Origin of the sequence: Psychrobacillus sp. BM2 (assembly GCF_048572895.1) — a bacterium.
Lineage (GTDB): Bacteria > Bacillota > Bacilli > Bacillales_A > Planococcaceae > Psychrobacillus.
Genome location: NZ_CP183878.1, coordinates 1,489,348 through 1,514,255 on the forward strand (window position 1 = coordinate 1,489,348; position 24,908 = coordinate 1,514,255).

Sequence of the window (24,908 nt, forward strand, 5' to 3'; positions counted from 1 at the left end):
CCCCTACTTACTTTTAAATAGTTTATACATTCCCGTGTCTATCGGTCTGGACACATAAGGTTCAACTACTTCTACTGCTTTAAGCAATAAGTCCAGATTTATATTCGTCCCAATACCCATTTGATGTAGCATATTCACAACATCTTCAGTTGCTACATTTCCCGTAGCCCCAGGTGCAAAAGGGCATCCTCCTAGCCCGCCAGCAGATGTGTCAAAGCGATCAATACCTGCTTGTAAGGTCGCAAATATATTGGCGATACCCATTTTACGTGTATCATGAAAATGAGCGGTAATGAGCGTTACGGGGAATTCCTTCTTGAGTGCAGTAAATAATTCATAGCTTTCTTGTGGATTAGCCATTCCAATTGTATCAGCGACACTAAGTTCGTTTACACCCCATGAAACGAATTCTTTGCATAGTGCTAATGTGTCCGAAGACTCCATTTTGCCCTCATATGGACAATAAAAAGCGGTTGAAATACATGCACGTACGAAATGACCATCTTGTAGTAGTTTTCCCACAATAGGTCTTAGTTCATCCATACTTTCTTTTGTAGTTTTATTTATATTATTTTTATTAAAACTGTTAGAGACACCTACAAAAACAGCGAAACTTTGTGCTCCGGATTGTTTGGCTAATTCGACGCCTTTATTATTTGGTGTTAATACGAGTTGTCTACCCATTTTGTGCACATTGGTCACTATTTCATTTGCATCTTTCATTTGTGGTACCCATTTTGGCGATACGAAAGAAGTTATTTCCATTTCCTCTATTCCTGCAAGCTGCAGTTTTTCGATAAAGGCTAATTTTACTTCAGTTAGCACTTCGTTTTTTTCATTTTGCAAGCCGTCTCTCGGGCCTACCTCGATAATTGTCACTTTATTTGGTAAACTAAACATAATCATCCCTCCTTCTTTATTGTAAAGAAAGGATGGTTAAACAAGCAACTTTAAATCTTGCTTTGTAAAAGTTTGATCAATTCAGGGGAATAAGGAGGAAATCATATGACAAATGAAGTTGTGATCGTAAGTGCAGTTAGAACTGCAATTGGTTCGTTTCAAGGGGCGCTAAAAGATGTACCAGCTACTAAGCTAGGTGCTATTGTTATTGAAAAAGCATTAGAAAAGGCACGGGTTTCTAAAGATGCAGTGGACGAAGTAATTATGGGGAACGTCCTTCAAGCAGGTTTAGGTCAAAATCCGGCAAGACAGGCATCTATTCAAGCTGGATTACCACATTCCGTTTCTGCGTTAACTATTAATAAAGTATGTGGTTCCGGCTTAAAGGCAATTCATCTCGCTACTCAAGCAATTGTAGCAGGGGATGCAGATATTATTGTTGCAGGTGGAATGGAAAACATGAGCCAATCTCCGTATCTATTAAAAAATGCTAGAGATGGCTTCCGTATGGGCGATCAGAAGGTAGTAGATAGCATGATTTCAGATGGTCTATGGTGTGCATTTAATGATTATCATATGGGTGTGACTGCTGAAAATCTATGTGATCAATATAATATTACTAGAGAAGAGCAAGATAAATTTTCTGCACGTTCGCAGGGCAGGGCGGCACAGGCAATAGAAGAAGGTAAATTTGCAGATGAGATCGTCCCTGTAGAAATTCCGCAGAGAAAAGGAGATCCAATTGTCTTTGCACAGGATGAGTATCCGAAAAAAGGTTCTACTGAAGAAAAACTAGCAGGTCTACGTCCGGCGTTTAAAAAAGATGGTTCTGTAACTGCTGGTAATGCTTCAGGTATTAACGATGGAGCAGCAGCGGATCCAAGCATCATGGGAATTGGACCAGTAGAAGCAGTTAAAAAAGTATTGAAAAAATCGCAATTATCATTAGCAGATATAGAGTTAATCGAAGCAAATGAAGCTTTCGCGGCACAATCGATTGCTGTTGATAGAGAGCTGTCGTTTAATCATGATATACTAAATGTAAATGGTGGAGCAATTGCATTAGGTCATCCTATCGGGGCAAGCGGTGCTCGTATTTTCGTTACTTTACTTCATGAAATGGAGAAGAGAGATGCAAAAACCGGTCTTGCTACACTTTGTATAGGTGGTGGCCAAGGGGTTGCGACTATAGTTAAACGCTCATAAAAAGAAGGTGAATAAATTGGCTAAGAAAAAACAAAGACAACAACAACAAGTAAAGCCTGCTAAGCAAGTAGAAGAAGGTAACTCGTTATCCGATCAGCTTTCTTCTGATATTCTAGCGAAACTAAAAGAAACGAAGAACCAATTAGTATCAGCTGAACAAGAAAAAGAAGAAGAAAGACAAGCACAGCTCGCTTTTGAAAAGAAAGAAAAAGAAAAAAATAAATCGTTTGAAGAACTATTAGATGAATATGGTTTTGGTGGTTCGAAGTTTTAGGAGAATTATAAACAGTTTAGAAATCCAATAAACGGATTTCTAAACTGTTTTTTTGTTGGATAATTATATTAAATTTGCGAAGTACAAATATGCCATTGAAAATTACAAAGTCATAAATAAATGAAGGATGGCCTATCTATACAAGTTTAAATAATGAAAATCTCTATTCTTAATGATATTTCTGCTTTATTACTTATATATACTCATGTTGCACATTTATCCAAGTAAAAACCAAGCATCTTATTTGAAAGTCAAAATAGGTCAGTGTATACTTGGAACAAAGGTTAAATATAGTCAAAGTCAAATAATTATTCATAGGAGGAAACATATATGAAATGTCAATACTGTGGTAAAAACGACGCAACGATGAGCTTGAAAGTGCAGCTAAATCATCAAGGAATGCAGATGCATTTGTGTCACGTATGTTTTCAAGATATACAAGGACAATTAACGGCAGGAAAAATGCCGTCATTTAGCAATGATGCAGAGCATTTTTTCCAAGCGAATGGTAGTCACCAGGCACGAACACAAACGAGACAATCAGAGGAACATCAAGGCAATAGTTTGTTAGATAAACTTGGTAAAAATCTTTCGAACGATGCCAAAGAAGATCGGATAGATCCGGTCATTGGACGTGATCAAGAAGTAAAGCGCGTAATCGAAACATTAAATCGAAGAAATAAAAATAATCCAGTATTAATTGGAGAACCGGGTGTAGGTAAAACAGCTATTGCCGAAGGACTTGCAGTGAAAATCCTACAAGGTGATGTACCTGTGAAATTAATGAACAAACAGGTGTATTTGTTAGATGTCGCTTCACTCGTAACGAACACAGGTATTCGCGGGCAGTTCGAAGAGCGTATGAAACAACTAATCGAAGAACTTCAAACAAGGAAAGATGTGATTTTGTTTGTCGACGAAATTCACTTACTCGTTGGAGCTGGCACTGCAGAAGGTTCAAAAATGGACGCCGGTAATATTTTAAAACCCGCTTTAGCTCGTGGAGAAATGCAACTTATTGGTGCAACAACATTGAAAGAATATCGTCAAATCGAAAAAGATGCTGCACTCGAGCGTCGTTTTCAACCAATTATTGTAAAGGAACCATCCACAGAAGATACGATTCACATTCTGCATGGTATTAAGGATCGTTATGAAAACTTTCATTTGGTACGCTATCCCGATGAAGTAATACAAGCATTTGTTACTTTATCACAGCGTTATATTCAAGATAGATTTTTACCAGATAAAGCAATCGACTTGATGGATGAAGTGGGGGCACGGTTAAATCTAACACATACTTTAGTCAATTCGGAGTTAATCGTAACACGTCTTAACGAGGTCACTCAACAAAAGGAACAGGCCGCAGAGAAAGAAGACTACGAGAAAGCGGCAAATTTACGCTTTGAGGAAATCCAGTTACGTAAACAATTAGAGCAATCGAAGCAAAATGAGGACACCTCTCAAGTAGAAGTGACAGTAGCAGATATCGAATTGATAGTAGAAGAAAAGACAGGAATACCTGTAACAAAATTGCAAGCCGCAGAACAAGCGAAAATGAAGGGAATCGCCGAAAATCTCGCTAAAAAAGTGATCGGCCAAGAAGATGCAGTCGATAAAATTGCTAAAGCAATTCGTCGTAGCCGCGCAGGACTCAAAGCTAAAAATCGTCCTATTGGTTCTTTCTTATTTGTCGGTCCAACTGGTGTTGGTAAAACGGAGATAACAAAAGTGCTAGCAGAGGAACTATTTGGTTCACGTGAAACATTAATCCGTCTTGACATGAGTGAATATATGGAAAAGCATTCCGTTTCTAAAATTATTGGTTCTCCTCCAGGCTATATAGGGCATGAGGAAGCCGGTCAACTGACAGAACATGTTCGCCATAATCCTTATTCCATTTTACTGCTGGATGAAATTGAAAAAGCGCATCCAGATGTGCAAAATATGTTTCTGCAAATAATGGAAGATGGTCGACTGACAGATTCGCATGGTCGAACAGTCAGCTTCAAAGACACGGTGATCATTATGACAAGTAATGCTGGAACCGGTGATAAAAAAGTAAGTGTAGGATTCAATCAAACAGTACATGAATCCGTCAACATGCTCGAAATGCTAGGGGCTTATTTCAAACCGGAATTTCTCAACCGTTTCGATGCTATTGTCGAATTCAATGAATTAACAGAAGAAAATTTACTTAAAATTGTGGACTTGATGCTTGAAGATTTAAAAGTAACTATTGCAGAAAATGATATTGATATGTCGATTTCGTCAGAAGCTAAATTAGCCTTGGTCAAATTAGGTTACGATAAACGGTTCGGTGCTCGACCGCTTCGCAGAGTGATTCAAGACAAAATTGAAGATCCATTAACAGATCTTATTTTAGAAGAAGAAACGATTAAAAAAGTCCATGTAGATGTTATGGATGAAGAAATTGTTGTTCGCAAAGGATAAGACTTTCAAACACCCCCTGAAAATTATTTCAGGGGGTGTTTTTATATTTCGCTTCGAATTAGAATGTACCGAGCATTTTAACAAAGCTTATTTCACTATCAGTGAGTTCTTGACTATAAAGATTTATTAATATCATTTAATCTATGAAAAAACCTGTTTACTACACTAATATTACCAGCCTAATGTGGCTTTTGAATGAAGTAACCGCAACATAGGGAGCGGGTATCGCAACTTGGTGACTTCGAATCGCAACATCAGGTTCGATAATCGCAACAAAGACCTCACGAATCGCAACATTGCTTGAACACTCCCTGAACACTTAAGCTTCTTTTAAACTCTATGCTCCATATATGCATCTTGCTTCGTTATTTCCGCAGCTTTTAGTAGGATGTTTTCTGGAACATGCTGTTTATACGCTTCGATTGATTCAAGTAATTGTTCGGAGCTACTAGCACCAATGATCATGGATCCTGTTACTTTTCTTTGTAATACGTATTGAAGTGCTATAGATGCAATAGGAGCTTCTAATGCATGGAATTTTTCGATAGTATCGACTAATTCTTTTTGTGTGTAGCTGAGATATTCTTTTGTTTTATTTGCACGATTAAGACCATCGGCTGTAAGTAAACCTTTTGCAACTGTTCCACGGCTAAAAAGGGAAGCTTGGTGGTCTTCTAGCAAGGGAAACCATTCTTCTGGTCTTCTATCTAGTAAACTATATTGCATCATGACAGAGACGGCATTACTTTTGCGTAATAATCGTTCTATGACATTTGGTCGAATAGAAGATATTCCATATTCACGAATAAGACCCTCTTTTTGGAGAGATTCCATTGTGTCTATAACTTCGTCTACATCGTCTTCCATCGTGCCCCCGTGAAGCTGATATACATCTATATAATCAGTTTGGAGCCGTTTCAATGATGCATGTACGGCGTCAGTTATCCATTCCTTAGAAGGGTCCCATGACCAACCATCACCAAAACTGTTAAATCGATTCCCCACTTTTGTAGCCAAAATAATATTTTGACGATTGTTTTTGAGGGCATTTCCGACAATCTTTTCATTTTCACCATTATCGTATAAATCTGCTGTATCAAAATAATTAATGCCGTTATCTAGTGCGACTTGAATAATATTATCCGCCTCTGCTTGCTCTGCTGGAAGTGACATGCAGCCTAATCCAATTTCTGAAACGTATATTTCACTATTACCTAATTGTCTTTTCTTCAAATTTCATCACGTCCTTTTCTACATGGTACAATGTCAAATAGATAGATTCAACTAAAGAGGAAAGTTATAAATGAGAGGATGATTCGTTATGAAAAAATTTGAGGAAAAAACAATTCAAACAGAGGTTAAATTTGAAGGGAGAATAATCACACTACAGGTAGATGAAGTAGAGCTTCCTAATGGAAAAACTAGTAATAGAGAGATTGTGAAACATCCTGGGGCTGTAGCGGTTATTGCTGTAACAAAAGACAAAAAAATAATTTTAGTGGAACAATTTAGAAAAGCATTAGAACGATCCATTATTGAAATTCCTGCTGGAAAAATAGAGGTTGGTGAGGCTCCGGAAATAACTGCTCTTCGTGAATTAGAAGAAGAGACAGGCTATACGACGGAAAAGCTACATTATATACAATCATTTGCTACATCTCCCGGATTTGCTGATGAGATTATCCATCTATATTTTGCGGATAATATTGAAAAAATGGAGCAACCAGTTGGCTTAGATGAAGATGAGTTTGTAGAATTATTACATGTTACTATGCCTGAAATGGAAGAAATGGTAAAGAAACAACAAATCTATGACGCTAAAACTGCATTTGCATATATTTGGTTGAAAGATTATTTTAAAGAAGCATGATTTAAGTTAGTACAAGCATATGATGAAAGTAGATAGGGAGGTGTTCCAATTTGAACCAGACTTATACTATTTTCATCTCATTATGTGTACTCGTAGTTAGCTTTGTCGGAGGTTTAATATTATTTGAACAAAGTACGGTAGAACAGCAGCAATGGATTATTAATCTCTTGGATGCACGGGTTCTATTAGTAGAACAACCTACTTTTTTAGAAACGATATTTCCTCATCTTATGTTTGCTATTGTGTTTTTTTTATTTTATCAACATCCTTATTTACGAAAACTTATATTAGTTATTTGTGCGTTTAAAATTACATTCTATGGATATTGTTCGAGTTATTTACTTCAAACACAGGAATCTACTTTTCCCTATGTGTTTTGGTGGTTTCCATTTCAGCTAGTTTATTGTATTCTGTTATTAGCTTTAGCAAATCGGATTAATATTTTTTCGCTATCCTTTTATATAATTGTTATAATTATAGAATCCATCTTAATACCATTTATATTATTTAATAATTAGTTCTTATTAATAACTATTATTATGTGAAACTCTTGTAATGAGAATTCAATTATTGGTATAATGGATTTAAGGTAAGGAGGCGTCATATGGAAAGCCGTATTGATCGTATAAAAAAACAATTATCTGGTGCGAGCTATAAACTGACGCCGCAGCGAGAAGCGACGGTCCGAGTTTTGCTTGAAAATGAAGAAGATCATTTAAGTGCAGAAGATGTATTTTTACTAGTTAGAGAGATATCACCTGATATAGGGCTTGCAACAGTTTATAGAACGCTTGAGTTATTAAACGAATTGAATGTGGTGGATAAAATTCAATTCGGTGACGGCGTATCTCGCTATGATTTGAGACAAGAGGGTGCAGCGCATTTTCACCACCATTTAGTATGTATAGAATGTGGAGCTGTAGATGAAATTCAAGAAGATTTGTTAGAAGATGTGGAAGCTATTGTCGAGAAAAAATGGAACTTTAGAATAAAAGACCATCGTCTAACATTTCACGGTATTTGCTACCGTTGCCAAGAGGATAAATAAGAAATGCGCAAGCGCCTATGTTCAGCCCCGACAAGCGATGGAAGAATTGCAATAAAGGCGCTCTTTGCCTTTATTCGCAAGTCTGAAGCGATTCGAGGGGCTAGGCGCTGGAGCTAGACAGATACTGATTAAAAAAAGGATAGCTAACTAGCTATCCTTTTTTTAAGTTTTTATGTACAGTGAATACTGGGTTAGATCATAGCCTATCGCTTAGATGATAATATTAGTCAAAGTCACTATGTGGTAAATATGTCTGTAACTGCTGTTGAATTAGTGGAGATAATTTATAATGAAGAATGTAAGAAGTAGATTTTCTTTTATACTAGTGGTATTAATGAGGAATATTAAGTGTTACCCAATAAAGAAGCAGTAAAGCGCCAGAAATTGTATCTTCTGGCGCTTATTCTAACAATAAGAAAGTAGCTTTTCTTTAGTTACCAAAACAAGCACTAACCTGTTTTTGAAAGTTTTTGAAGGGCGACGGATTGACAAACGCCATAAAATTACCGAAAAAAGTAGTACTGGTTGTGACAGACTTCACAACCAGTACTAAAAATTCATTCGGTAATAATATAGCAAGAAGTCTGTCCAAAGGACTTCAAAATAATTTGCAACAGGTTTTTCTTTATATGAATGTTTTACAAAAGGAGTGAAGTACTTGAATAATGGAATACTACATTTAGAGGATTATATGCACTTTCTGCAGATTGAGCGGCAGTTAGCGAGTAATACATTGACCTCCTATAAAAAAGATTTAACAGATTATTTGTATCATATATTTGAAGTACAGCAATTACATAGTCTAAATGAGATAGAGCGCACACATATTGTTCTTTATCTTCGAAATTTAAAAGAAAATGGAAAATCTGCACGGACGATTTCTAGACATATTTCCTCTATTCGTTCCTTTCATCAATTTTTATTAAGAGAGAAGGTGGCAAGCACAGATCCATCTGTCCATTTGGATTTGCCGCAGCTAGAGCAAAAGTTACCTACTTATTTGTCTGTCGAGGAATTGAATAATCTATTAAATAGTATTGATATATCCAAACCACAGGGACAAAGAGATTTAGCGATGTTTGAACTTATGTATGCTAGTGGTATGAGGATTAGCGAGTGTTTAAACTTAAATCTAGAGGATATACATTTGTCTATGGGATTTGTTCGTGTATTTGGTAAAGGCGGTAAAGAACGAATTGTGCCATTAGGTGGTTCAGCTATTAAAGCTTGCACAGATTATATTGAAAATGCTAGGCAGATTTTGTTGAAGTCCGAAAAAACCGAAGCCCTTTTTATCAATCAACGGGGAAAACGTTTAACTAGACAGGGAATATGGAAGTTATTAAATAAGCATGCAACTTCAGCAGGGATTTCAAAAGAAATTACACCTCATGTATTGCGTCATTCCTTTGCAACGCATTTAATCGAAAATGGAGCCGATTTACGCGCTGTTCAAGAGATGTTGGGTCACGCGGATATTTCTACGACTCAAATTTATACGCATGTTAGCAAAAGTCGACTGAAGGATGTCTATAAGCAATTTCACCCTCGAGCCTAAATTGTCAGAGGTCTGACCTGTACATTTTTTTTTTTTTTGGTAAACTAGAAGAAAAGAGTAGGAGGTAATTAAATGAATAAATTTAAGCGCATACATGTTGTAGTAATGGACTCTGTTGGTATTGGAGAAGCGCCAGATGCTGCTGCTTTTGGTGACGTAGGTTCCCATACCATTGGACATATTGCAGATAAAATGAACGGACTTCATATGCCTAATATGGAACAACAAGGACTTGGTAATATTGAAGAAATTCAAGGTATCAATCAAGTGGCAGCCCCTACGGCTTATTTTGGCAAAATGCAAGAAGCCTCTGTGGGCAAAGATACGATGACTGGTCACTGGGAAATTATGGGGTTAAATATTGATAAACCATTTAAAGTATATCCAAACGGATTCCCGGACGAACTAATCTCCCAATTAGAAGAAAAAACTGGTCGCAAAGTAATTGGAAACAAGCCTGCAAGTGGAACAGAAATTTTAGATGAGCTTGGCGAAGAGCATATGAAAACTGGTGCCATCATTGTTTATACATCTGCTGACCCTGTGCTTCAGATTGCGGCGCACGAAGAAATAATCCCATTAGACCAATTGTATCGTATTTGTGAAATTGCACGTGAGTTGACACTTTCGGAGGAATTTTTAGTTGGTCGTATAATTGCACGTCCATTTATCGGAGGTCCAGGTAAATTTGTTCGTACATCTAATCGTCATGACTATGCGTTAAAACCTTTTGGTCGCACAGCGATGAACGAACTGAGTGACGCTGGACTTGAGGTAATCGCAATCGGTAAAATAAACGATATTTTCAATGGTGAAGGTGTCACTTCTACGGAAAGAACAACAGATAATATGGACGGTATGGATAAATTCATAGCTACACTGGACAAAGATTTCAAAGGCATCAGCTTCTTAAATCTAGTTGACTTTGATGCATTATTTGGTCACCGTCGTGATCCGTTAGGCTATGGAAAAGCTTTAGAAGAATTTGATGTACGTTTAAATGAGGTGCTTCCAAAGCTAACAGAGGAAGATTTATTGATCATCACGGCTGATCATGGAAATGATCCAACTATGCCGGGAACAGATCATACACGGGAATATGTTCCATTAATCGTATATTCACCAAAATTTAAGGAAATAAAAGAGTTACCATTGCGCAATACGTTTGCTGACATTGGAGCAACGATTAGTGAAAACTTTGAAGTTGCAACAACTGAATACGGAGAAAGTTTCTTATCTTTATTAAAATAAAAATAGATCCTAAACTAAGGGAGTGTATGCACGATGAGAATGATTGATATTATTCAAAAGAAAAGAGACGGAAATGCTTTAACAAAAGAAGAAATTGAATTCTTTATAGAGGGCTATACAAATAATTCTATTCCCGATTATCAAATGAGTTCGTTATTAATGGCTATTTACTTCCAAAATATGACGGACGAAGAAAGAGCTAACTTAACAATGGCTATGGTGAATTCGGGTGAAACTATTGACCTTTCTGCAATTGAGGGAGTAAAAGTCGATAAGCATTCTACTGGAGGAGTTGGCGATACAACTACTTTAGTGTTGGGTCCACTTGTTGCTGCATGTGGTGTTCCAGTAGCTAAAATGAGCGGTAGAGGACTTGGACATACTGGTGGAACAATCGATAAGCTTGAAGCGATTGAAGGTTTCCACGTGGAGCTTACTTCTGAACAATTTGTGAAACAAGTAAATGAATTGAAAGTAGCAGTAATTGGACAAAGTGGTAATTTAACACCTGCAGATAAAAAATTATATGCATTACGTGATGTAACGGGTACTGTAAACAGTATTCCATTAATAGCTAGTTCAATTATGAGTAAGAAAATCGCTGCTGGAGCCGGAGCTATTGTGTTAGATGTAAAAACTGGTGACGGTGCATTTATGAAAACGACTGAGGACGCAAGAGAACTTGCACAAGCAATGGTTCGTATAGGGAATAATGTAGGCAGACAAACGATGGCTATTATTTCAGATATGAGTCAACCTCTTGGAAGAGCAATTGGGAATTCACTAGAAATAGTGGAAGCTATTGATACATTAAAAGGAAACGGCCCAGATGATCTAACAGAACTATGTTTGACGCTTGGAAGTCAAATGGTAGTAGTTGGAGAGAAAGCCAAGACATTGGAAGAAGCTAGAGAAATGCTACTTGCTGTTATAAAAGATGGCTCTGCATTAGAAATTTTCAAGCAATTCATCAAATGGCAAGGTGGGAATGAGAAAATCGTTGATGATATTTCATTACTACCTCAAGCTTCTTATAAATTTGAAGTTCCCGCATCCAAAGATGGTTTTATCACCTTTATGGAAGCAGACGAAATTGGTACTGCAGCTATGCTACTAGGAGCAGGAAGAGCAACGAAGGAATCCGAAATAGACTTAGCAGTTGGTATAGTGCTAAATAAAAAAGTTGGAGATGCTGTAAGCAAAGGAGATTCGCTTGCTACCATCTATGCGAATAGAGAAGATGTGCAAGAAGTAATGGATAAATTAACTCAGTTTATCGATATAGAATCAGCTAAAAAAGATGCTCCACCTTTAATTTATGAAGTAATAACTGCATAAATTATTAGAAGAGTATTCTAAATTTTAGGATTGGCCTAGTTCGGAGTTACATTTTAATGATGAACATTTCAAGGAGTATTATGACCTCGGTCATGATACTCCTTGCCGAACAATTTTCCTTTGTTTACTTGCTCTCGTGTATCACTTACTTGCGCTCCATTTTCGTATACTTACTTTCTGGTCCTATTTATTTGCCCACGCACTAGTAGTACTTGCTCTTAGGGGGCATTTACTTGCGAAACGGATTATTCTCCCAATTATTCGTGCAGTTTGCAGTGCTAAAAAACTAATAATATATTCTAAATAGGCATCTCGCTAAGGTTTTTAAAAACTTTTGCGAGATGCCTATTTTTTGATTAAAAAAAAGAATTTGTTGCCATACTTTAAATGACCAACCTCTGTCGAAAATCGACTAATAAACGATGATTTCTTCTACTTTTGTCAAGCGCAAGGAATTTTCAAGGAGAATGTGGAATAGCGCTATCTAAGGAGGCGATTTTATGATTCATGAAGTAGAAAAAGTAGGAGACGAAATTATTATTATTCGATTAAAAGGTGAATTAGATCATCACAGTACAAATGATATTAGAAATGAGATAGTTCCAATGATAAAAAACGGGTCTATTAAAGTACTAGTTTGGAATTTGAAAGACTTGCATTTTATGGATAGCTCAGGAATAGGACTAATTCTAGGCAGAATGAGAGAGCTTGCTCCAATAGATGGACAAACAATTATTGTAAATCCATCACCAACGATGCGTAAAATTTTTCAGTTTGCAGGTTTAAGCCCTTATATTTATAGCGAATCCGAAATTGAAATAATGTCTAAGTTAGGGGGAATAGTTTATGGACAATGAGATCACATTATCTTTTATCGCTAAAAGTGAGAACGAGGCACTAGCTAGAATGGTTATGTCTAGTTTTATCGCAACGATTGACCCGACAATTGAAGAATTATCTGAATTTAAAACAGTCATTTCTGAGGCTGTAACGAATGCTATCGTTCATGGTTATGAAGAAGATGGTGTCGGGAAAATTGAACTGCACGCTCAACGAATAGATAGAGAAATTGTTGTTTCCATTGTAGATTATGGCCGTGGAATACGTGATGTAAACCAAGCACGTGAGCCGCTATTTACGACAAAGCCTGAGCAGGAACGTTCAGGAATGGGCTTTACAATTATGGAAAGCTTTAGTGATGGTGTTGAAATTTACTCCATTCCTGATAGGGGGACGACTGTAACGATAACGAAGCAATTTGTACCAATTCAAGAATCTTGTAGGATCGTCTAATGATAAATAAAAAACCGTCTACTTTACTAACTCAAGAAAAAATGAGAGAACTCATAGCGCTATCACAGACTGGTGATAAACTGGCAAGGCAGCAAATGATTGAAGGTAATACTAGGCTTGTATGGTCTATTGTCCAACGTTTTGCTTCTAGAGGGGCAGATCTGGAAGATTTGTTTCAAATCGGCTGTATTGGCTTGATGAAATCGGTTGATAAATTTGATTTGTCCTATGAAGTGAAGTTTTCGACGTATGCGGTTCCTATGATTATAGGAGAGATTCAGCGGTTTTTAAGAGATGATGGAATGGTGAAAATCAGTCGTTCGATTCGGGAGTTAAATTTTAAAATTCGCCATGCTACCGATGACTTTTTAAAAACGTTCGAGCGCCAACCTACTATTTTGGAGCTTGCACATATTTTAGAGGTGTCTCGAGAAGAAATAGTGATGGCTACAGATGCTCTACGGGATCCAGCATCATTGCAGGAGCAACTTTATGAAAATGATAGTGGGGATGCTCTCACGTTAATGGATCAAATGAAAGATGAGCGTTCCGAGAAGCCGTTTGAGCATATTCCGTTACGTGAGCTAGTGGAAAAGCTGGAAAAACGAGAGCAAATGATTATTTATTTACGATATTATCTTGATTGTACACAGAGTGATATTGCTGAACGATTAGGCATTTCACAAGTACAAGTGTCAAGACTCGAGAAGAAAATATTAACCCAATTAAAAACTTGGTTAGTACCAGTGGGGCAGACGAATTCAAATGCAAAAGATAGGTGATTGAAACGAAACCTTTGTTTAATAGTGTGGATGAAGCAGAATTGTATTTAAAAGAAAAGTTCGGAGTAAATGAGTCTTACGATGTGGGGATTTTACATACTCATTTATATGAATTTCCAGTATTACTCGTCTATATTAACGGATTAATTGATGGCATGATAATTACTCAATTATTGACGAACACCCAATTGAAAATTGCAGATAAAACAATAACCGAAAATGAAATTATTGAGCATTATTTTCCTTACTATTCCATTACGCAATATGATTCCAAGGAAAAATGGTTAGCTGCACTTCTGAGTGGACAAGTAACCTTCATATTATCGAATGGTTCCGTGTATACCATAGATGTTCGTTCTTATCCCGGTAGGACACCAGAGGAGCCAGATAATGAGAAGGTTGTCAGAGGATCTAGGGATGGTTTTACGGAAAATATTGTGCAAAACACAGCACTTATTAGAAGAAGGATTCGAGATACTGATTTACGCTTTGAGTTACATCAAATTACCGAGTTAGGCCAAACAGATATTGCGATATCTTATATTAAAAATATTGCCAATGAAGATTATCTAACGCAAATTCGGGATCGAATAAAGCAAATAAAGCATGATGGAATTACGATGACTGACAAAGCGTTAGAAGAATGGCTTTTTAAACAAGGATTCCATCCTTTACCTTTTGTGAGATTTACAGAAAGACCCGATATAGCTGCAGCACATTTGCTAGAAGGCCATATAATAATAGTAGTAGATACATCTCCATCCGTCATTATAGTTCCTACGACCCTTTTTCACCACTTACAGCATGCGGAGGAATACAGGCAAGCACCAGCAATTGGAACAGTTGTAAGGTGGATTCGATTTTTAGGTGTTTTTTTAAGTCTATTTTTATTACCATTTTGGTATTTACTGTCGGTCCATCCAGAGTTTGTACCAAAGGCTCTTGATTTTATTGGTCCGAAAGAAACGACAGACATACCGTTATTGCTGCAGGTTTTATTTGCAGATATTGGGATAGAATTTCTAAGACTAGCCGCTATTCATACACCAACTCCGTTATCAACAGCAATGGGGATTATAGCCGCACTAGTCATTGGGCAAATGGCTGTTGATGTAGGAATCTTTGTTCCAGAGGTTATTTTATATACAGCTATTACAGCTATATTCACCTTTTCAATCCCTTCCTATGAACTAAGCATTACGACTAAAATATTTAGGACTGTTATCCTACTAAGTACCGCATTATTTGGACCAAGTGGATTTTTTGTGGCATCTTTAGCTCTACTTTGGTATGTAGGTTCTGTAAAACCTTTAAATGTGCCTTATCTATGGCCACTTCAGCCTTTTTATCCAAAAGCATTATTGCGTTTGATCATACGGTATCCAATGCCCACTGATGCTAAAAGGCCATTTATAACTAGATCGCCTGATCGTAAACGTTCCTAATGTGCATTGCCATTTCCTTATCTATTGTGATAAAGTTCTAATAGATATAGTGAAAAGAGGCGAACTAAATGGTGCTAGTTTCACGGCATGCTGTAAACGAAAAAGGTCACTTAATGATTGGTGGAATAGATAGTCTAGAGCTTGCAAAAATATATGGGACACCTTTGTTTGTGTACGATTTATCTTTAATTAGAGAAAGAGCACAGGCATTCATCCAGACGTTCCGAGATCAACATATATCGGCACAAGTTGCTTATGCAAGTAAAGCCTTTTCTAGTGTTGCAATGTACCAAGTGATGAAACAAGAAAACTTATCATTAGATGTTGTATCTGCTGGAGAATTATACACTGCGATTCAAGCTGGATATCCAGTAGAACGAATTCACTTTCATGGTAACAATAAAAGCAAAGAAGAATTATTATTAGCTCTTGAGCATAATATTGGTTGTATAGTTGTTGATAATTTTCATGAAATAGAATTATTAAAGATTCTTACTGCAAGGAACAAGCAAAAAGTGAATATTTTATTACGGGTAACCCCCGGTGTCGAAGCTCATACACACGACTATATTACGACAGGCCAGCAAGATTCTAAATTTGGATTTGATCTGTTGAATGGACAAGCCGACCAAGCATTTCTGGATGTATATCAGGATGAGTATATTCAGTTGCTTGGCTTGCATTGTCATATTGGCTCTCAAATATTTGAAACGATTGGTTTTAAGGTGGCGGCTGAAAAGCTTATTACTAAAATGATAAAGTGGCATACAGACTATAGCTTTTCATGCAGTGTTTTAAATCTAGGCGGTGGCTTCGGTATAAAATATACAGATGAGGATGCACCACTTGAACCAGCGGTATATGTGAAAGAAATGATCCAAATAGTAAAAGAGCTTGTGCATAATTCTTCTTTTAAAATGCCAGAAATTTGGATAGAACCGGGTAGATCATTAGTTGGGGATGCAGGAACTACGTTATATACGGTCGGATCCGAAAAAGTTGTGCCAGATATTCGGAATTATTTAGCGGTTGATGGTGGTATGTCCGACAATATTAGACCTGCATTATACGGTGCAGAATATGACGCAGTTATTGCTAACAAAATGGACGCACAGTTAACGAATAACTATACAATTGCAGGTAAATGTTGTGAGTCTGGGGATAAATTAATCGAAAATATCCAATTACCAGCAGCAAGACCTGGGGATATTCTAGCAATGTTTTGTACAGGAGCTTATGGTTACTCCATGGCTAGTAATTATAATCGTTTAACAAAACCAGCTGTTGTTTTTGTAGAAAATGGAAAGCATCAATTGGCTGTAAGAAGAGAAACGTTGGAAGACATAATACATCTTGACCTTCCTTTAACAATGGAGAAGGAGTGAAACAAGATGAAAAAGGCGAATATTATACTTTTTCTAATGATTTTTATCGTAGGAATAGTATGGGGTGTCATTTACTGGTTATTTATAGCCCCGAATGCTAATTTGTAAAATCGGTAAAATTAAGGTACTATATACAGATATTTTAAGAAATTGGACTTTGTTAAATTTAGTGTAGATAGGATATGATTATTAAATTCTATTAATCAAATTGCATGTAGGCAGTTAAATTAGAGTTGTATATTCGTATGTATAGATGATTAGATAGACAGGCCAAGAAATTAAAAGAGGGTTTAAATTATGTTACTTCGCTATAAAAAAACATTTGAAAAAATTTCAATGGGACTACTTTCTTTTATGCCTCATGAAAAAGATGTTAAAAAATTATTAGAAACAATTCATGAGTATGAAACAAATCCAGATTGGCATTTGTTTCTTTGGAAGAAAGAGGACGACTTAGTTGGATTAATAGGAGTACGTATGGATGGTACCGAAGCAGTGATTCAACATCTTTCTGTCAATCCGTCACACCGTGGTGAAGGTCTTGGAGAAGAAATGTTACAAAAACTTCCAACGGTATTACAAACAACTTCTATAAAGCCATCAGAGGATGTCGAATCATTTTATATTAAGTGCCAAACAAAAAAAGAAGAGGAATGACTTAATTTTTATAAGTCATCTCTCTTTTTTTTCTCTCTTTCTCGTTGCTCCAGTATTTCTGAACGATCTCGAAGCATATGTTTATGAATAAGAAAATATGGGTCCTCATTCGTTTCAATATGTAGCTGGCTTACTTGCGATTGTAAAGATGGATTGGTTATCTCAATTGTAAAACCTTGAAACTTTTGACTACTGGTCATTAAATGGAGTGCGTCTTTCATATTTTCTGTTAACTTTTGGTAATTGAAGTTCTCAAAGAAAGGAGAGTCCTTAGTTATATCCATTCTTTTCATACTTGTTCTCATCGTTTTAATAGCTCCAGTTAAATTTCCGCGACGCCAGTGATACATAGAAGTTGCTAACAAGATTAAAGCAGTCAACGCATGGTTTTTATGTCTTGGGGAAATTTCCTTCCAATAGTCTTCCAATAACTCGTGACACTCAAAATAATCGAATGTCTCATTGAATTGTTTTAGAAATGCCACAAAACTAGTATGAAATGTAGGGTGCAATACAATCACCTTTCCTCTATAATTATGTTAAAAACCGATAATGGGTGGAGTTTTATGTCTTATGAAGTAAAAACAGAAGCATTTGAAGGACCTCTAGATTTATTATTACATTTAATAAATCGTTTGGAAATAGATATATACGATATAAAGATGGCAGAAATCACTGAGCAGTACATGGAGCATGTTCACGCAATGCGTGTTTTAGAACTTAATGAAGCAAGTGAATACTTAGTAATGGCTGCAACTTTACTATCCATTAAAAGCAAAATGCTATTGCCGATTCATCAGGACGATGACATCGACGAAGATTTCGATATGGATTTACAAGATCCTAGGGATGAACTTGTACTAAGATTAATAGAATATAAGAAGTACAAGGAAGCCGCAGAAAACTTGCATGAGATGGAGGAAACACGTTCACTCTATTATTCTAGACCGCCAACAGATTTAAGTGAATATCAAACTGGTAAACAATTAGAATTACTTGAATTAGACGCGAATGTATATGATATGCTAGGTGCTTTTCAAAAAATGCTACGAAGAAAACAAATAAACGCACCGCTCAATACCCGAATAAGTAAGCAAGAAATATCGATTAAAGCTCAGATGAAAAATGTCATTGAGGTGTTAAAAAAAGGAGGGGGGAAATTATCGTTTTACGATTTATTCCCAACTAGAGATAAGCAAACGATCGTTACAACATTTTTATCTCTGCTAGAATTGATGAAACGACAGATTATACAAGTAGAACAAAAAAGTAATTTTGAAGATTTGTTTGTGCAGCTGCGAAAGGAAGATATAGAAAGTGAATTCGAAGATGAAATTGATGAGTAATATAGAAAGTCTATTATTTGTAAGTGGAGAGGATGGGTTAACTAAAAAACAATTAGCTTTTCTAACTAGTTCGGTGGATGAGGAAATAGAAGCGGTCCTACAGGAAATGCTGCAGGAATACAAAACGAATCTCAATAGGGGAATTGAGATAAAACAATTAGCAGGAACCTATCAATTAGTAACGAAACAAGAAAATATAGATAGCATTCAGAAATTAGTAGAAAATCCTACAGCTCAGTCATTATCACAGGCATCTCTAGAAGTTCTTGCTATTATAGCCTATAAGCAACCTATTACGAGAGTGGAAATAGAAGAAATTCGAGGTGTTAAGTCAGAGCGACCAATTCACACTCTGTCTACTAAGGGTCTGGTACAAGAAGTTGGGCGTGCGGAAGGGACAGGTCGGGCTATATTATATGGAACGACAAATGAATTTCTTCAATACTTTGGACTAAAAGATATTAAAGCTCTGCCACCGCTTCCGGAAGATCTGTCTGTTGATGAAATGGAAGATACTGATTTATTTATGACGAAGTTTCAAGAGACATTTGAAGGATAGAAATAATTGAATGAGGAGTATGATTCATTTTTAAAAAAACGGTATTATTTCTGTTGCTTTTTCTTTTATGGAATGTAAATGAGGCAGATGCTTCATCCTCTTATGCGGTTATTGACGCAAAAACAGGAAGATTATTAGAAGGCAGCAATGTCAATGTAGAGCTGCCTATAGCGAGCCTAACTAAAGTGTGGACTGCTTTAACTGTTTTGGATAATGTTCCGCTCGATGATGAAATAACAATTTCAAACGCTGCTGCAACGCAGGAAGGATCATCTTTATACTTACAGGCTGGTGAGGTTTGGACTGTGGAATCCTTATTGTATGGCTTGCTGTTACAGTCGGGTAATGATGCAGCTTATGCACTTGCTGAGCATACAGGTGGCTCAATTGAGGGCTTTACTAAATTGATGAACGAAAAAATACAGTTTGCTGGGTTAGAAAATTCTCACTTTACTAATCCATCGGGACTTCATCATGATGATCACTATGCCTCAGCTATGGATATGGCCAATATGTTCCGCTTCGCTTTGCAGAACGAGTCATTTTTAAAAATCGCATCAGCCAAATCTTATACCCCAAAAGAAAGATCCGTCAATTGGAAAAATAAGCAAAAATTATTGCACTTTAATGAGTTTGCCGTAGCTGGAAAAACAGGATATACAAAAGTGGCGGGAAGAACATTAGTGACTTATTTTGAAGATAAGGGGAAAGAAATTATTGTGGTAACTTTAAACCATTCCAATGATTGGAATACCCACTCCTCTATAGCAGCAAACGTTTTTCAAACATACGATAATGTGAAGGTTGTGGAAAAAGGGAAATATCGCCTGTTAGATAAACAGGTTGTTGAAGTGAAACAAGATTATTTCCTTTTGCTGAATAAAGAAGAACAAGAAGCAACTAAAAACGTATTAATGATTCCTCGAAAATCATCTAAGAATAAACCCTATCTTTGGAATGTTGTGATTAACAATGAGATTGTAATGAAATTTAATGTGAAGAAAATTAAATAGAATTGTGAAGAAGACAGTTATTATAAAAGACTGTCTTCTTTTAATTTGTCCCAAAGTATGACATAATTCACTCATATGAATTGGATAGAATGGACGAGGTGAATGTGTTGGAAAGATTACAAAAAGTGCTCGCGCATGCAGGTGTGGCATCAAGAAGAAAAGCGGAAGAAATGATTACACAAGGAAAAGTTAAAGTGAATGGCAAAGTAGTTACAGAACAAGGGATAAAAGTGTCCGATAATGATGTAGTAGAAGTTGAAGGAGTAAAATTAGAAAAGGAACAAAAAGTATACTATTTACTTTATAAACCACGTGGAGTAATTTCAGCAGTATCAGATGATAAAGGTCGAAAAACAGTAACGGATCTATTGCCTCATGTGAAAGAACGCTTATATCCTGTTGGAAGACTGGATTATGAAACTTCTGGTCTGTTACTTCTTACGAATGATGGCGATTTTTCATATGCTCTCACACATCCAAAATATAAAGTGGATAAAACCTATGTAGCACGAGTAAAAGGATTACCATTGAAGGAGCAGCTACGTCCACTGGAGCGAGGAATCGTTTTAGAAGACGGTAAAACAGCTCCCGCGAGAGTTAAGTTATTATCCTCAGAACGCAAAGCAGACAAATCAATTATAGAGATCACTATACATGAGGGGAAAAACCGCCAAGTACGTAGAATGTTCGATGCAATAGGTTTTCCAGTTCAAAAGTTAAAAAGAGAACAATTCGGTTTCTTAACGCTTCATGGCTTAAATGCTGGTGAATGGAGAGAATTGACTACTCATGAAATAAAGCAAATGAGAGTATTAGCGGAGACGGGGAAAATAGGAAAATAAAGCCTATGTGTTCACAAAGCCTTCATAAGTAAGGCTCTTTTAATTTGTAAATTTTGTTATAATAATTCATGATTATGCTTGGAAATGGAGGGTAACAAATTGGCACAGTCTAAAAAACGACGATTTTATATGAGAACCATTATATTAGCAGTACTCGTCGTAGCAATTGTTTTTACAGTTTACTCCAACTTAAATAAAGAGAAAAATGCTGTATTACAGGTAGGCGACAAAGCTCCGGACTTTGTATTAGTTGATATGGATGGTACGGAAAGACGTTTGTCTGATTATAAAGGACAAGGCGTATTTCTAAATTTCTGGGGTACATGGTGTAAGCCTTGTGCAAAAGAAATGCCGGCAATGGACAATCAATACGTAGAGTTCACGAATAATGGTGTCCAAACATTGGCCATAAATATTGGAGAATCAGATCTAAAGGTTAATAGCTTTTCGAATCGATATGGTTTAACTTTTCCTATAGCAATTGATCGTAACAAAAGTGTAATGGAATCATATAATATTGATCCGCTGCCAACGACATTTTTGATCAATCCAGAAGGTAAGATTGAGAAAATTATTAAAGGCGAAATGACAGAAGAAGATATTGCGAATTTTATGGATCAAATTAAACCTTCATAAAGGAGTTTTAAAGATGGACAAGATAGTTTGTGCATGTGGAAACGTTAATCCAGCTGGTACCGAATTATGTGAAAGCTGTGGTCGTCCATTAAATGAAGAGACAAAAGACAAAACAATTGTAGATATGCGCTATGAAGGATCTGCAAGACGTTCTCAAACTTATAACAAGACGATAATTGATAAAGTATGGAATTTCTTTTCCAGTGTAAAAGTAGGTATGTGGATAATTGTTGCGATTTTAATTGCAGCTGCAATAGGTACTATACTTCCACAGGTATTCTATGTGCCCGCAACAAATGAAACGGATATTGCAGCATATTATGAGCGAATTTATGGTTGGTTTGGAACATTGTATTATAAGCTTGGATTATCGGACTTATATAGCTCATGGTGGTTTCAGGCATTAGTTGGCATGCTAGGTATTTCTCTAATCATCGCAAGCTTAGATAGGGTTATACCTCTTTATAAATCACTGAAGAAACAAAAGACGAAAAGGCATTTTAGTTTCTTAAAACGTCAACGAGTTTTTGGAATTGGTAAAGCTGATGTTACAGAAGATTCTTTACTAAAAGCAGAAGAAAAACTTAAAGAACTTAATTACAATGTAAAACGTGAAGGTAATGCTATCTTAGCAGAGCGAGGACGTTTTTCACGCTGGGGTCCATACGTGAACCATCTAGGTCTCATCATATTCCTTTTTGGTGTAATGCTTCGTGCTCTTCCAGGTTTTTATGTCGATGAAACGATGTGGTTACGTGAAGGAGAAACACTTTATGTACCTGAAACAGACGGTTATTTCTTAGAGAGTAAGGAATTCATCTATGAGACTTACTCAAGAGAAGAATCTAAAGAAGTTTATGGTGAGGCAATCGATCGAGTGGGTACTATTGCGAAGAACTATCAAACAGATGTTGCCTTGTATAAAGGTCCAGAAGATTCTGTGGCAGGACATACAGAAGACTTAACATTTGAAAAAGAAGCATCCATTCAAGTGAATAAGCCGATTAAATTTGATAACTTTTCAGTGTTCCAAATGGATTTCCGATTGGATGAATTGGCAACAATGACATTTCAGTTACAAGATAAAGAAACACAACAATCATTTGGTGAATTTACAATTGATCTAGCAGATCCTCAGCCCGTTTATGAATTGGATCAGGGATATAAAGTCGAGATTATGGATTACTATGCAGATTTTACTGGATTTGAAGAAGGGGTTCCACAATCTCAATCACCACTTCCTAATAACCCTGCCTTTTTAGTTAAAATGTATAGTCCAGAATTCCCTAAAGGGGAAACTAGTTTTGTTATGATTAAAGAAACGGTAGAACCACTTGGGGAAAACCAGCATAAAATTGCTTTCCAAAGTGTGGAGACAAGAGACGTATCTGGATTAACAGTTCGCAAGGATTTAACACTTCCACTTCTTGCTCTAGGAGGACTTATCTTCATGATTGGAGTTGCCCAAGGGTCGTACTGGAATCATCGTCGAATCTGGATTCAATTATTAGAAGATGGACAGACAGTAGTTGCAGCGCATACAAACAAAAACTGGTTAAGTGTGAAGAGAGATTTGGACAGAGTTTATGAAGTAGCTCATCTTCCTGAATATCTAGATCAACAGGATTTAGATTCTTTAGAAGAGAAAGTGGATAAAGAGGAAGGGGTTTAACAAGATGGATATGGCATCTCTAAGTAGTACCTTATTATTTATAGCTTTTGTAGCATATCTAGTTGCTACGTTTTTATTTGGAGGAGCAGTAAAGTCTTCAAATGCTCAAACTACCAAGTCATTTGATAGATGGGGCAAATTAGCAATTATCGTGACAATCATAGGATTCATAGCCAATCTTGGTTATTTTATCACTAGATGGATTGCAGCAGGACATGCTCCTGTAAGTAACCTATTTGAATTTACAACTGCATTTGGAATGATGGTTGTAGGAGCATTTATACTAATTTACTTTATATATAAAACACCTGCTCTTGGATTGTTTGCTTTACCAATTGCTTTAATAATCATTGCATATGCAAGCATGTTCCCGACAGAAATTACCCCGTTAATACCAGCTTTAAAAAGCTACTGGCTTACTATTCACGTAATTACTGCAGCAATGGGTGAGGCGATTTTAGCTATAAGTGCGGTTGCTGGATTTATTTATTTATTGAAGAATATTGATCTGACGAAAAAATCTAAGGAACGTTTTTGGATCGAAGCAGTAATGTACGTTTTAGTGCTTGTTATAGGATTTGTTGTTTCTACAGTATCATTCTCACTTGCGGATTACAGTGCAGAATACTCGTATATAAGCAAAGACGAGACAGAACATACAATTGAATACACTGTGCCAGCTCTATTCGGTATGAATGAGTCAGTAGCGATTACAGAAGGTGCATTTGAGCCACTTGTGGAAATGCCGCCATTAGTAAATGCAAAAAAATTAACTACAGTTGTTTGGTCAATTTTATTCGGTACAGCAATTTATCTATTATTACGTTTAATATTACGTAAACGTATTGCTACTGTATTACAACCACTTACCAAGAAGTCTAATTCCCAATTGATGGATGAAATAGGGTATCGTTCAGTATTAATCGGTTTCCCAGTGTTTACACTTGGCGCATTGATATTTGCGATGATATGGGCACATGAAGCTTGGTCACGTTTCTGGGGCTGGGATCCAAAAGAAGTTTGGGCACTTATCACGTTCTTATTTTATGCAGTGTTCTTACATCTTCGTTTATCAAAAGGCTGGGAAGGTAAGAAGTCAGCTTGGATTGCTTTAATTGGTTTTATTATAATTATGTTTAACTTAATCGCCGTAAATCTAATTTTAGCTGGTTTACATTCTTATGCATAACAAGAAAAGTGTAAGCGCCTAAGTAAGCCCTGACACCGTTCTTCTGCGACGAGCTTTGCGCAGGAGCAAGCGCTGGAAGGATTTCACCTAAAGGCGTCCTTTGCAGAGACGAAGTCAGTCTAAGTGCTGGAACTAGACATAACAACAAATAGATTAGTCCAGTACTTGCTTAGAAGCTCTTTACTCTTTA

At 36.5% G+C, this 24,908-nt stretch carries 25 protein-coding genes; 22 read left to right on the plus strand and 3 right to left on the minus strand.

Features of this window, described 5'->3' with window-relative positions; genetic code table 11:
- Nucleotides 1-3: 3 nt before the first annotated feature.
- Nucleotides 4-900 (minus strand): hydroxymethylglutaryl-CoA lyase, encoded by an 897-nt coding sequence (locus tag ACN6MX_RS06735; RefSeq protein WP_419961870.1) that lies wholly within the window; start codon nucleotides 898-900, stop codon nucleotides 4-6.
- Between the two features lie 105 nt (nucleotides 901-1,005).
- On the opposite strand from ACN6MX_RS06735, the gene ACN6MX_RS06740 reads away from it, so the two are divergent.
- From ACN6MX_RS06740 to ACN6MX_RS06750, 3 genes are all read left to right on the plus strand, one after another.
- Nucleotides 1,006-2,106, plus strand: a complete 1,101-nt coding sequence (locus tag ACN6MX_RS06740; RefSeq protein WP_419961871.1) for an acetyl-CoA C-acetyltransferase — start codon at nucleotides 1,006-1,008, stop codon at nucleotides 2,104-2,106.
- A gap of 7 nt (nucleotides 2,107-2,113) precedes the next feature.
- A complete protein-coding gene (locus ACN6MX_RS06745; RefSeq protein ID WP_419961872.1) occupies nucleotides 2,114-2,380 on the plus strand; it encodes a DUF3886 domain-containing protein in 267 nt (88 codons plus the stop codon).
- A 330-nt stretch (nucleotides 2,381-2,710) separates the two neighbouring features.
- Complete coding sequence (locus tag ACN6MX_RS06750; RefSeq protein WP_419961873.1) at nucleotides 2,711-4,834, plus strand: AAA family ATPase; 2,124 nt, start codon at nucleotides 2,711-2,713, stop codon at nucleotides 4,832-4,834.
- Nucleotides 4,835-5,164: 330 nt separating this feature from the next.
- On the opposite strand, the gene ACN6MX_RS06755 is transcribed toward ACN6MX_RS06750, so the two are convergent.
- Nucleotides 5,165-6,067, minus strand: coding sequence for an aldo/keto reductase (locus tag ACN6MX_RS06755; protein WP_419961874.1), 903 nt, complete (start codon nucleotides 6,065-6,067; stop codon nucleotides 5,165-5,167).
- Between the two features lie 88 nt (nucleotides 6,068-6,155).
- Here ACN6MX_RS06755 and ACN6MX_RS06760 point away from each other — a divergent pair, with 88 nt between their 5' ends.
- From ACN6MX_RS06760 to ACN6MX_RS06815, 12 genes are all read left to right on the plus strand, one after another.
- Entirely contained in the window at nucleotides 6,156-6,704 is a 549-nt protein-coding gene (locus ACN6MX_RS06760; RefSeq protein ID WP_419961875.1) for an NUDIX domain-containing protein, read from the plus strand.
- Between the two features lie 50 nt (nucleotides 6,705-6,754).
- Nucleotides 6,755-7,222 carry a hypothetical protein gene (locus ACN6MX_RS06765; protein ID WP_419961876.1) on the plus strand — a complete coding sequence of 156 codons (468 nt, stop codon included), beginning with the start codon at nucleotides 6,755-6,757 and terminating at the stop codon, nucleotides 7,220-7,222.
- A gap of 86 nt (nucleotides 7,223-7,308) precedes the next feature.
- Nucleotides 7,309-7,752, plus strand: coding sequence for a Fur family transcriptional regulator (locus ACN6MX_RS06770; protein WP_090561869.1), 444 nt, complete (start codon nucleotides 7,309-7,311; stop codon nucleotides 7,750-7,752).
- 658 nt (nucleotides 7,753-8,410) lie between these two features.
- Nucleotides 8,411-9,310: a site-specific tyrosine recombinase XerD gene (gene xerD / locus ACN6MX_RS06775; RefSeq protein ID WP_419961877.1), complete on the plus strand. Its 900-nt coding sequence runs from the start codon at nucleotides 8,411-8,413 to the stop codon at nucleotides 9,308-9,310.
- Between the two features lie 72 nt (nucleotides 9,311-9,382).
- Nucleotides 9,383-10,561, plus strand: a complete 1,179-nt coding sequence (deoB, locus tag ACN6MX_RS06780; protein WP_419961878.1) for a phosphopentomutase — start codon at nucleotides 9,383-9,385, stop codon at nucleotides 10,559-10,561.
- Between the two features lie 33 nt (nucleotides 10,562-10,594).
- Complete coding sequence (locus ACN6MX_RS06785) at nucleotides 10,595-11,899, plus strand: pyrimidine-nucleoside phosphorylase (RefSeq protein ID WP_419961879.1); 1,305 nt, start codon at nucleotides 10,595-10,597, stop codon at nucleotides 11,897-11,899.
- Nucleotides 11,900-12,399: 500 nt separating this feature from the next.
- Nucleotides 12,400-12,756: an STAS domain-containing protein gene (locus tag ACN6MX_RS06790; protein ID WP_093534831.1), complete on the plus strand. Its 357-nt coding sequence runs from the start codon at nucleotides 12,400-12,402 to the stop codon at nucleotides 12,754-12,756.
- Complete coding sequence (gene spoIIAB / locus ACN6MX_RS06795) at nucleotides 12,746-13,192, plus strand: anti-sigma F factor (protein ID WP_419961880.1); 447 nt, start codon at nucleotides 12,746-12,748, stop codon at nucleotides 13,190-13,192. Before ACN6MX_RS06790 ends, spoIIAB begins: the two co-directional genes overlap by 11 nt.
- On the plus strand, nucleotides 13,192-13,974 hold the full coding sequence (locus tag ACN6MX_RS06800; RefSeq protein WP_419961881.1) for a SigF/SigG family RNA polymerase sporulation sigma factor: 783 nt from the start codon (nucleotides 13,192-13,194) through the stop codon (nucleotides 13,972-13,974). Before spoIIAB ends, ACN6MX_RS06800 begins: the two co-directional genes overlap by 1 nt.
- A complete protein-coding gene (locus tag ACN6MX_RS06805; RefSeq protein WP_419962568.1) occupies nucleotides 13,974-15,419 on the plus strand; it encodes a spore germination protein in 1,446 nt (481 codons plus the stop codon). Before ACN6MX_RS06800 ends, ACN6MX_RS06805 begins: the two co-directional genes overlap by 1 nt.
- Before the next feature lie 68 nt (nucleotides 15,420-15,487).
- The gene (lysA, locus tag ACN6MX_RS06810; RefSeq protein ID WP_419961882.1) at nucleotides 15,488-16,804 is read left to right on the plus strand and encodes a diaminopimelate decarboxylase; all 1,317 of its coding nucleotides are present in this window, start codon (nucleotides 15,488-15,490) and stop codon (nucleotides 16,802-16,804) included.
- Between the two features lie 297 nt (nucleotides 16,805-17,101).
- On the plus strand, nucleotides 17,102-17,461 hold the full coding sequence (locus ACN6MX_RS06815) for a GNAT family N-acetyltransferase (protein ID WP_419961883.1): 360 nt from the start codon (nucleotides 17,102-17,104) through the stop codon (nucleotides 17,459-17,461).
- A gap of 8 nt (nucleotides 17,462-17,469) precedes the next feature.
- Here the strand turns inward: ACN6MX_RS06815 and ACN6MX_RS06820 are convergent, their stop codons facing one another.
- Nucleotides 17,470-17,973 (minus strand): DUF309 domain-containing protein, encoded by a 504-nt coding sequence (locus ACN6MX_RS06820; RefSeq protein ID WP_419961884.1) that lies wholly within the window; start codon nucleotides 17,971-17,973, stop codon nucleotides 17,470-17,472.
- Nucleotides 17,974-18,027: 54 nt separating this feature from the next.
- Between ACN6MX_RS06820 and ACN6MX_RS06825 the strand changes: the two genes are divergently transcribed.
- From ACN6MX_RS06825 to ccsB, 7 genes are all read left to right on the plus strand, one after another.
- The gene (locus tag ACN6MX_RS06825) at nucleotides 18,028-18,807 is read left to right on the plus strand and encodes a segregation/condensation protein A (protein WP_419961885.1); all 780 of its coding nucleotides are present in this window, start codon (nucleotides 18,028-18,030) and stop codon (nucleotides 18,805-18,807) included.
- A complete protein-coding gene (scpB, locus tag ACN6MX_RS06830) occupies nucleotides 18,800-19,366 on the plus strand; it encodes an SMC-Scp complex subunit ScpB (protein WP_419961886.1) in 567 nt (188 codons plus the stop codon). Before ACN6MX_RS06825 ends, scpB begins: the two co-directional genes overlap by 8 nt.
- 53 nt (nucleotides 19,367-19,419) lie before the next feature.
- The gene (locus ACN6MX_RS06835; protein WP_419961887.1) at nucleotides 19,420-20,379 is read left to right on the plus strand and encodes a D-alanyl-D-alanine carboxypeptidase family protein; all 960 of its coding nucleotides are present in this window, start codon (nucleotides 19,420-19,422) and stop codon (nucleotides 20,377-20,379) included.
- Nucleotides 20,380-20,486: 107 nt separating this feature from the next.
- Complete coding sequence (locus ACN6MX_RS06840) at nucleotides 20,487-21,221, plus strand: pseudouridine synthase (RefSeq protein ID WP_419961888.1); 735 nt, start codon at nucleotides 20,487-20,489, stop codon at nucleotides 21,219-21,221.
- Between the two features lie 84 nt (nucleotides 21,222-21,305).
- Nucleotides 21,306-21,857, plus strand: coding sequence for a thiol-disulfide oxidoreductase ResA (gene resA, locus ACN6MX_RS06845; RefSeq protein WP_419961889.1), 552 nt, complete (start codon nucleotides 21,306-21,308; stop codon nucleotides 21,855-21,857).
- A gap of 13 nt (nucleotides 21,858-21,870) precedes the next feature.
- Nucleotides 21,871-23,529: a cytochrome c biogenesis protein ResB gene (gene resB / locus ACN6MX_RS06850; RefSeq protein ID WP_419961890.1), complete on the plus strand. Its 1,659-nt coding sequence runs from the start codon at nucleotides 21,871-21,873 to the stop codon at nucleotides 23,527-23,529.
- A gap of 4 nt (nucleotides 23,530-23,533) precedes the next feature.
- Nucleotides 23,534-24,718 carry a c-type cytochrome biogenesis protein CcsB gene (gene ccsB / locus ACN6MX_RS06855; protein ID WP_419961891.1) on the plus strand — a complete coding sequence of 395 codons (1,185 nt, stop codon included), beginning with the start codon at nucleotides 23,534-23,536 and terminating at the stop codon, nucleotides 24,716-24,718.
- Nucleotides 24,719-24,908: the final 190 nt, after the last annotated feature.

Bases quoted from the DNA above. Each gene is read 5' to 3' on its own strand.
- ACN6MX_RS06735 (WP_419961870.1), bottom strand. From the start codon at position 900: ATGTTTAGTTTACCAAATAAAGTGACAATTATCGAGGTAGGCCCGAGA.
- ACN6MX_RS06740 (WP_419961871.1), top strand. From the start codon at position 1,006: ATGACAAATGAAGTTGTGATCGTAAGTGCAGTTAGAACTGCAATTGGT.
- ACN6MX_RS06750 (WP_419961873.1), top strand. From the start codon at position 2,711: ATGAAATGTCAATACTGTGGTAAAAACGACGCAACGATGAGCTTGAAA.
- ACN6MX_RS06760 (WP_419961875.1), top strand. From the start codon at position 6,156: ATGAAAAAATTTGAGGAAAAAACAATTCAAACAGAGGTTAAATTTGAA.
- ACN6MX_RS06770 (WP_090561869.1), top strand. From the start codon at position 7,309: ATGGAAAGCCGTATTGATCGTATAAAAAAACAATTATCTGGTGCGAGC.
- deoB (WP_419961878.1), top strand. From the start codon at position 9,383: ATGAATAAATTTAAGCGCATACATGTTGTAGTAATGGACTCTGTTGGT.
- ACN6MX_RS06785 (WP_419961879.1), top strand. From the start codon at position 10,595: ATGAGAATGATTGATATTATTCAAAAGAAAAGAGACGGAAATGCTTTA.
- ACN6MX_RS06790 (WP_093534831.1), top strand. From the start codon at position 12,400: ATGATTCATGAAGTAGAAAAAGTAGGAGACGAAATTATTATTATTCGA.
- spoIIAB (WP_419961880.1), top strand. From the start codon at position 12,746: ATGGACAATGAGATCACATTATCTTTTATCGCTAAAAGTGAGAACGAG.
- ACN6MX_RS06800 (WP_419961881.1), top strand. From the start codon at position 13,192: ATGATAAATAAAAAACCGTCTACTTTACTAACTCAAGAAAAAATGAGA.
- lysA (WP_419961882.1), top strand. From the start codon at position 15,488: ATGGTGCTAGTTTCACGGCATGCTGTAAACGAAAAAGGTCACTTAATG.
- ACN6MX_RS06815 (WP_419961883.1), top strand. From the start codon at position 17,102: ATGTTACTTCGCTATAAAAAAACATTTGAAAAAATTTCAATGGGACTA.
- ACN6MX_RS06825 (WP_419961885.1), top strand. From the start codon at position 18,028: ATGTCTTATGAAGTAAAAACAGAAGCATTTGAAGGACCTCTAGATTTA.
- scpB (WP_419961886.1), top strand. From the start codon at position 18,800: ATGAGTAATATAGAAAGTCTATTATTTGTAAGTGGAGAGGATGGGTTA.
- resA (WP_419961889.1), top strand. From the start codon at position 21,306: ATGGAGGGTAACAAATTGGCACAGTCTAAAAAACGACGATTTTATATG.
- resB (WP_419961890.1), top strand. From the start codon at position 21,871: ATGGACAAGATAGTTTGTGCATGTGGAAACGTTAATCCAGCTGGTACC.
- ccsB (WP_419961891.1), top strand. From the start codon at position 23,534: ATGGATATGGCATCTCTAAGTAGTACCTTATTATTTATAGCTTTTGTA.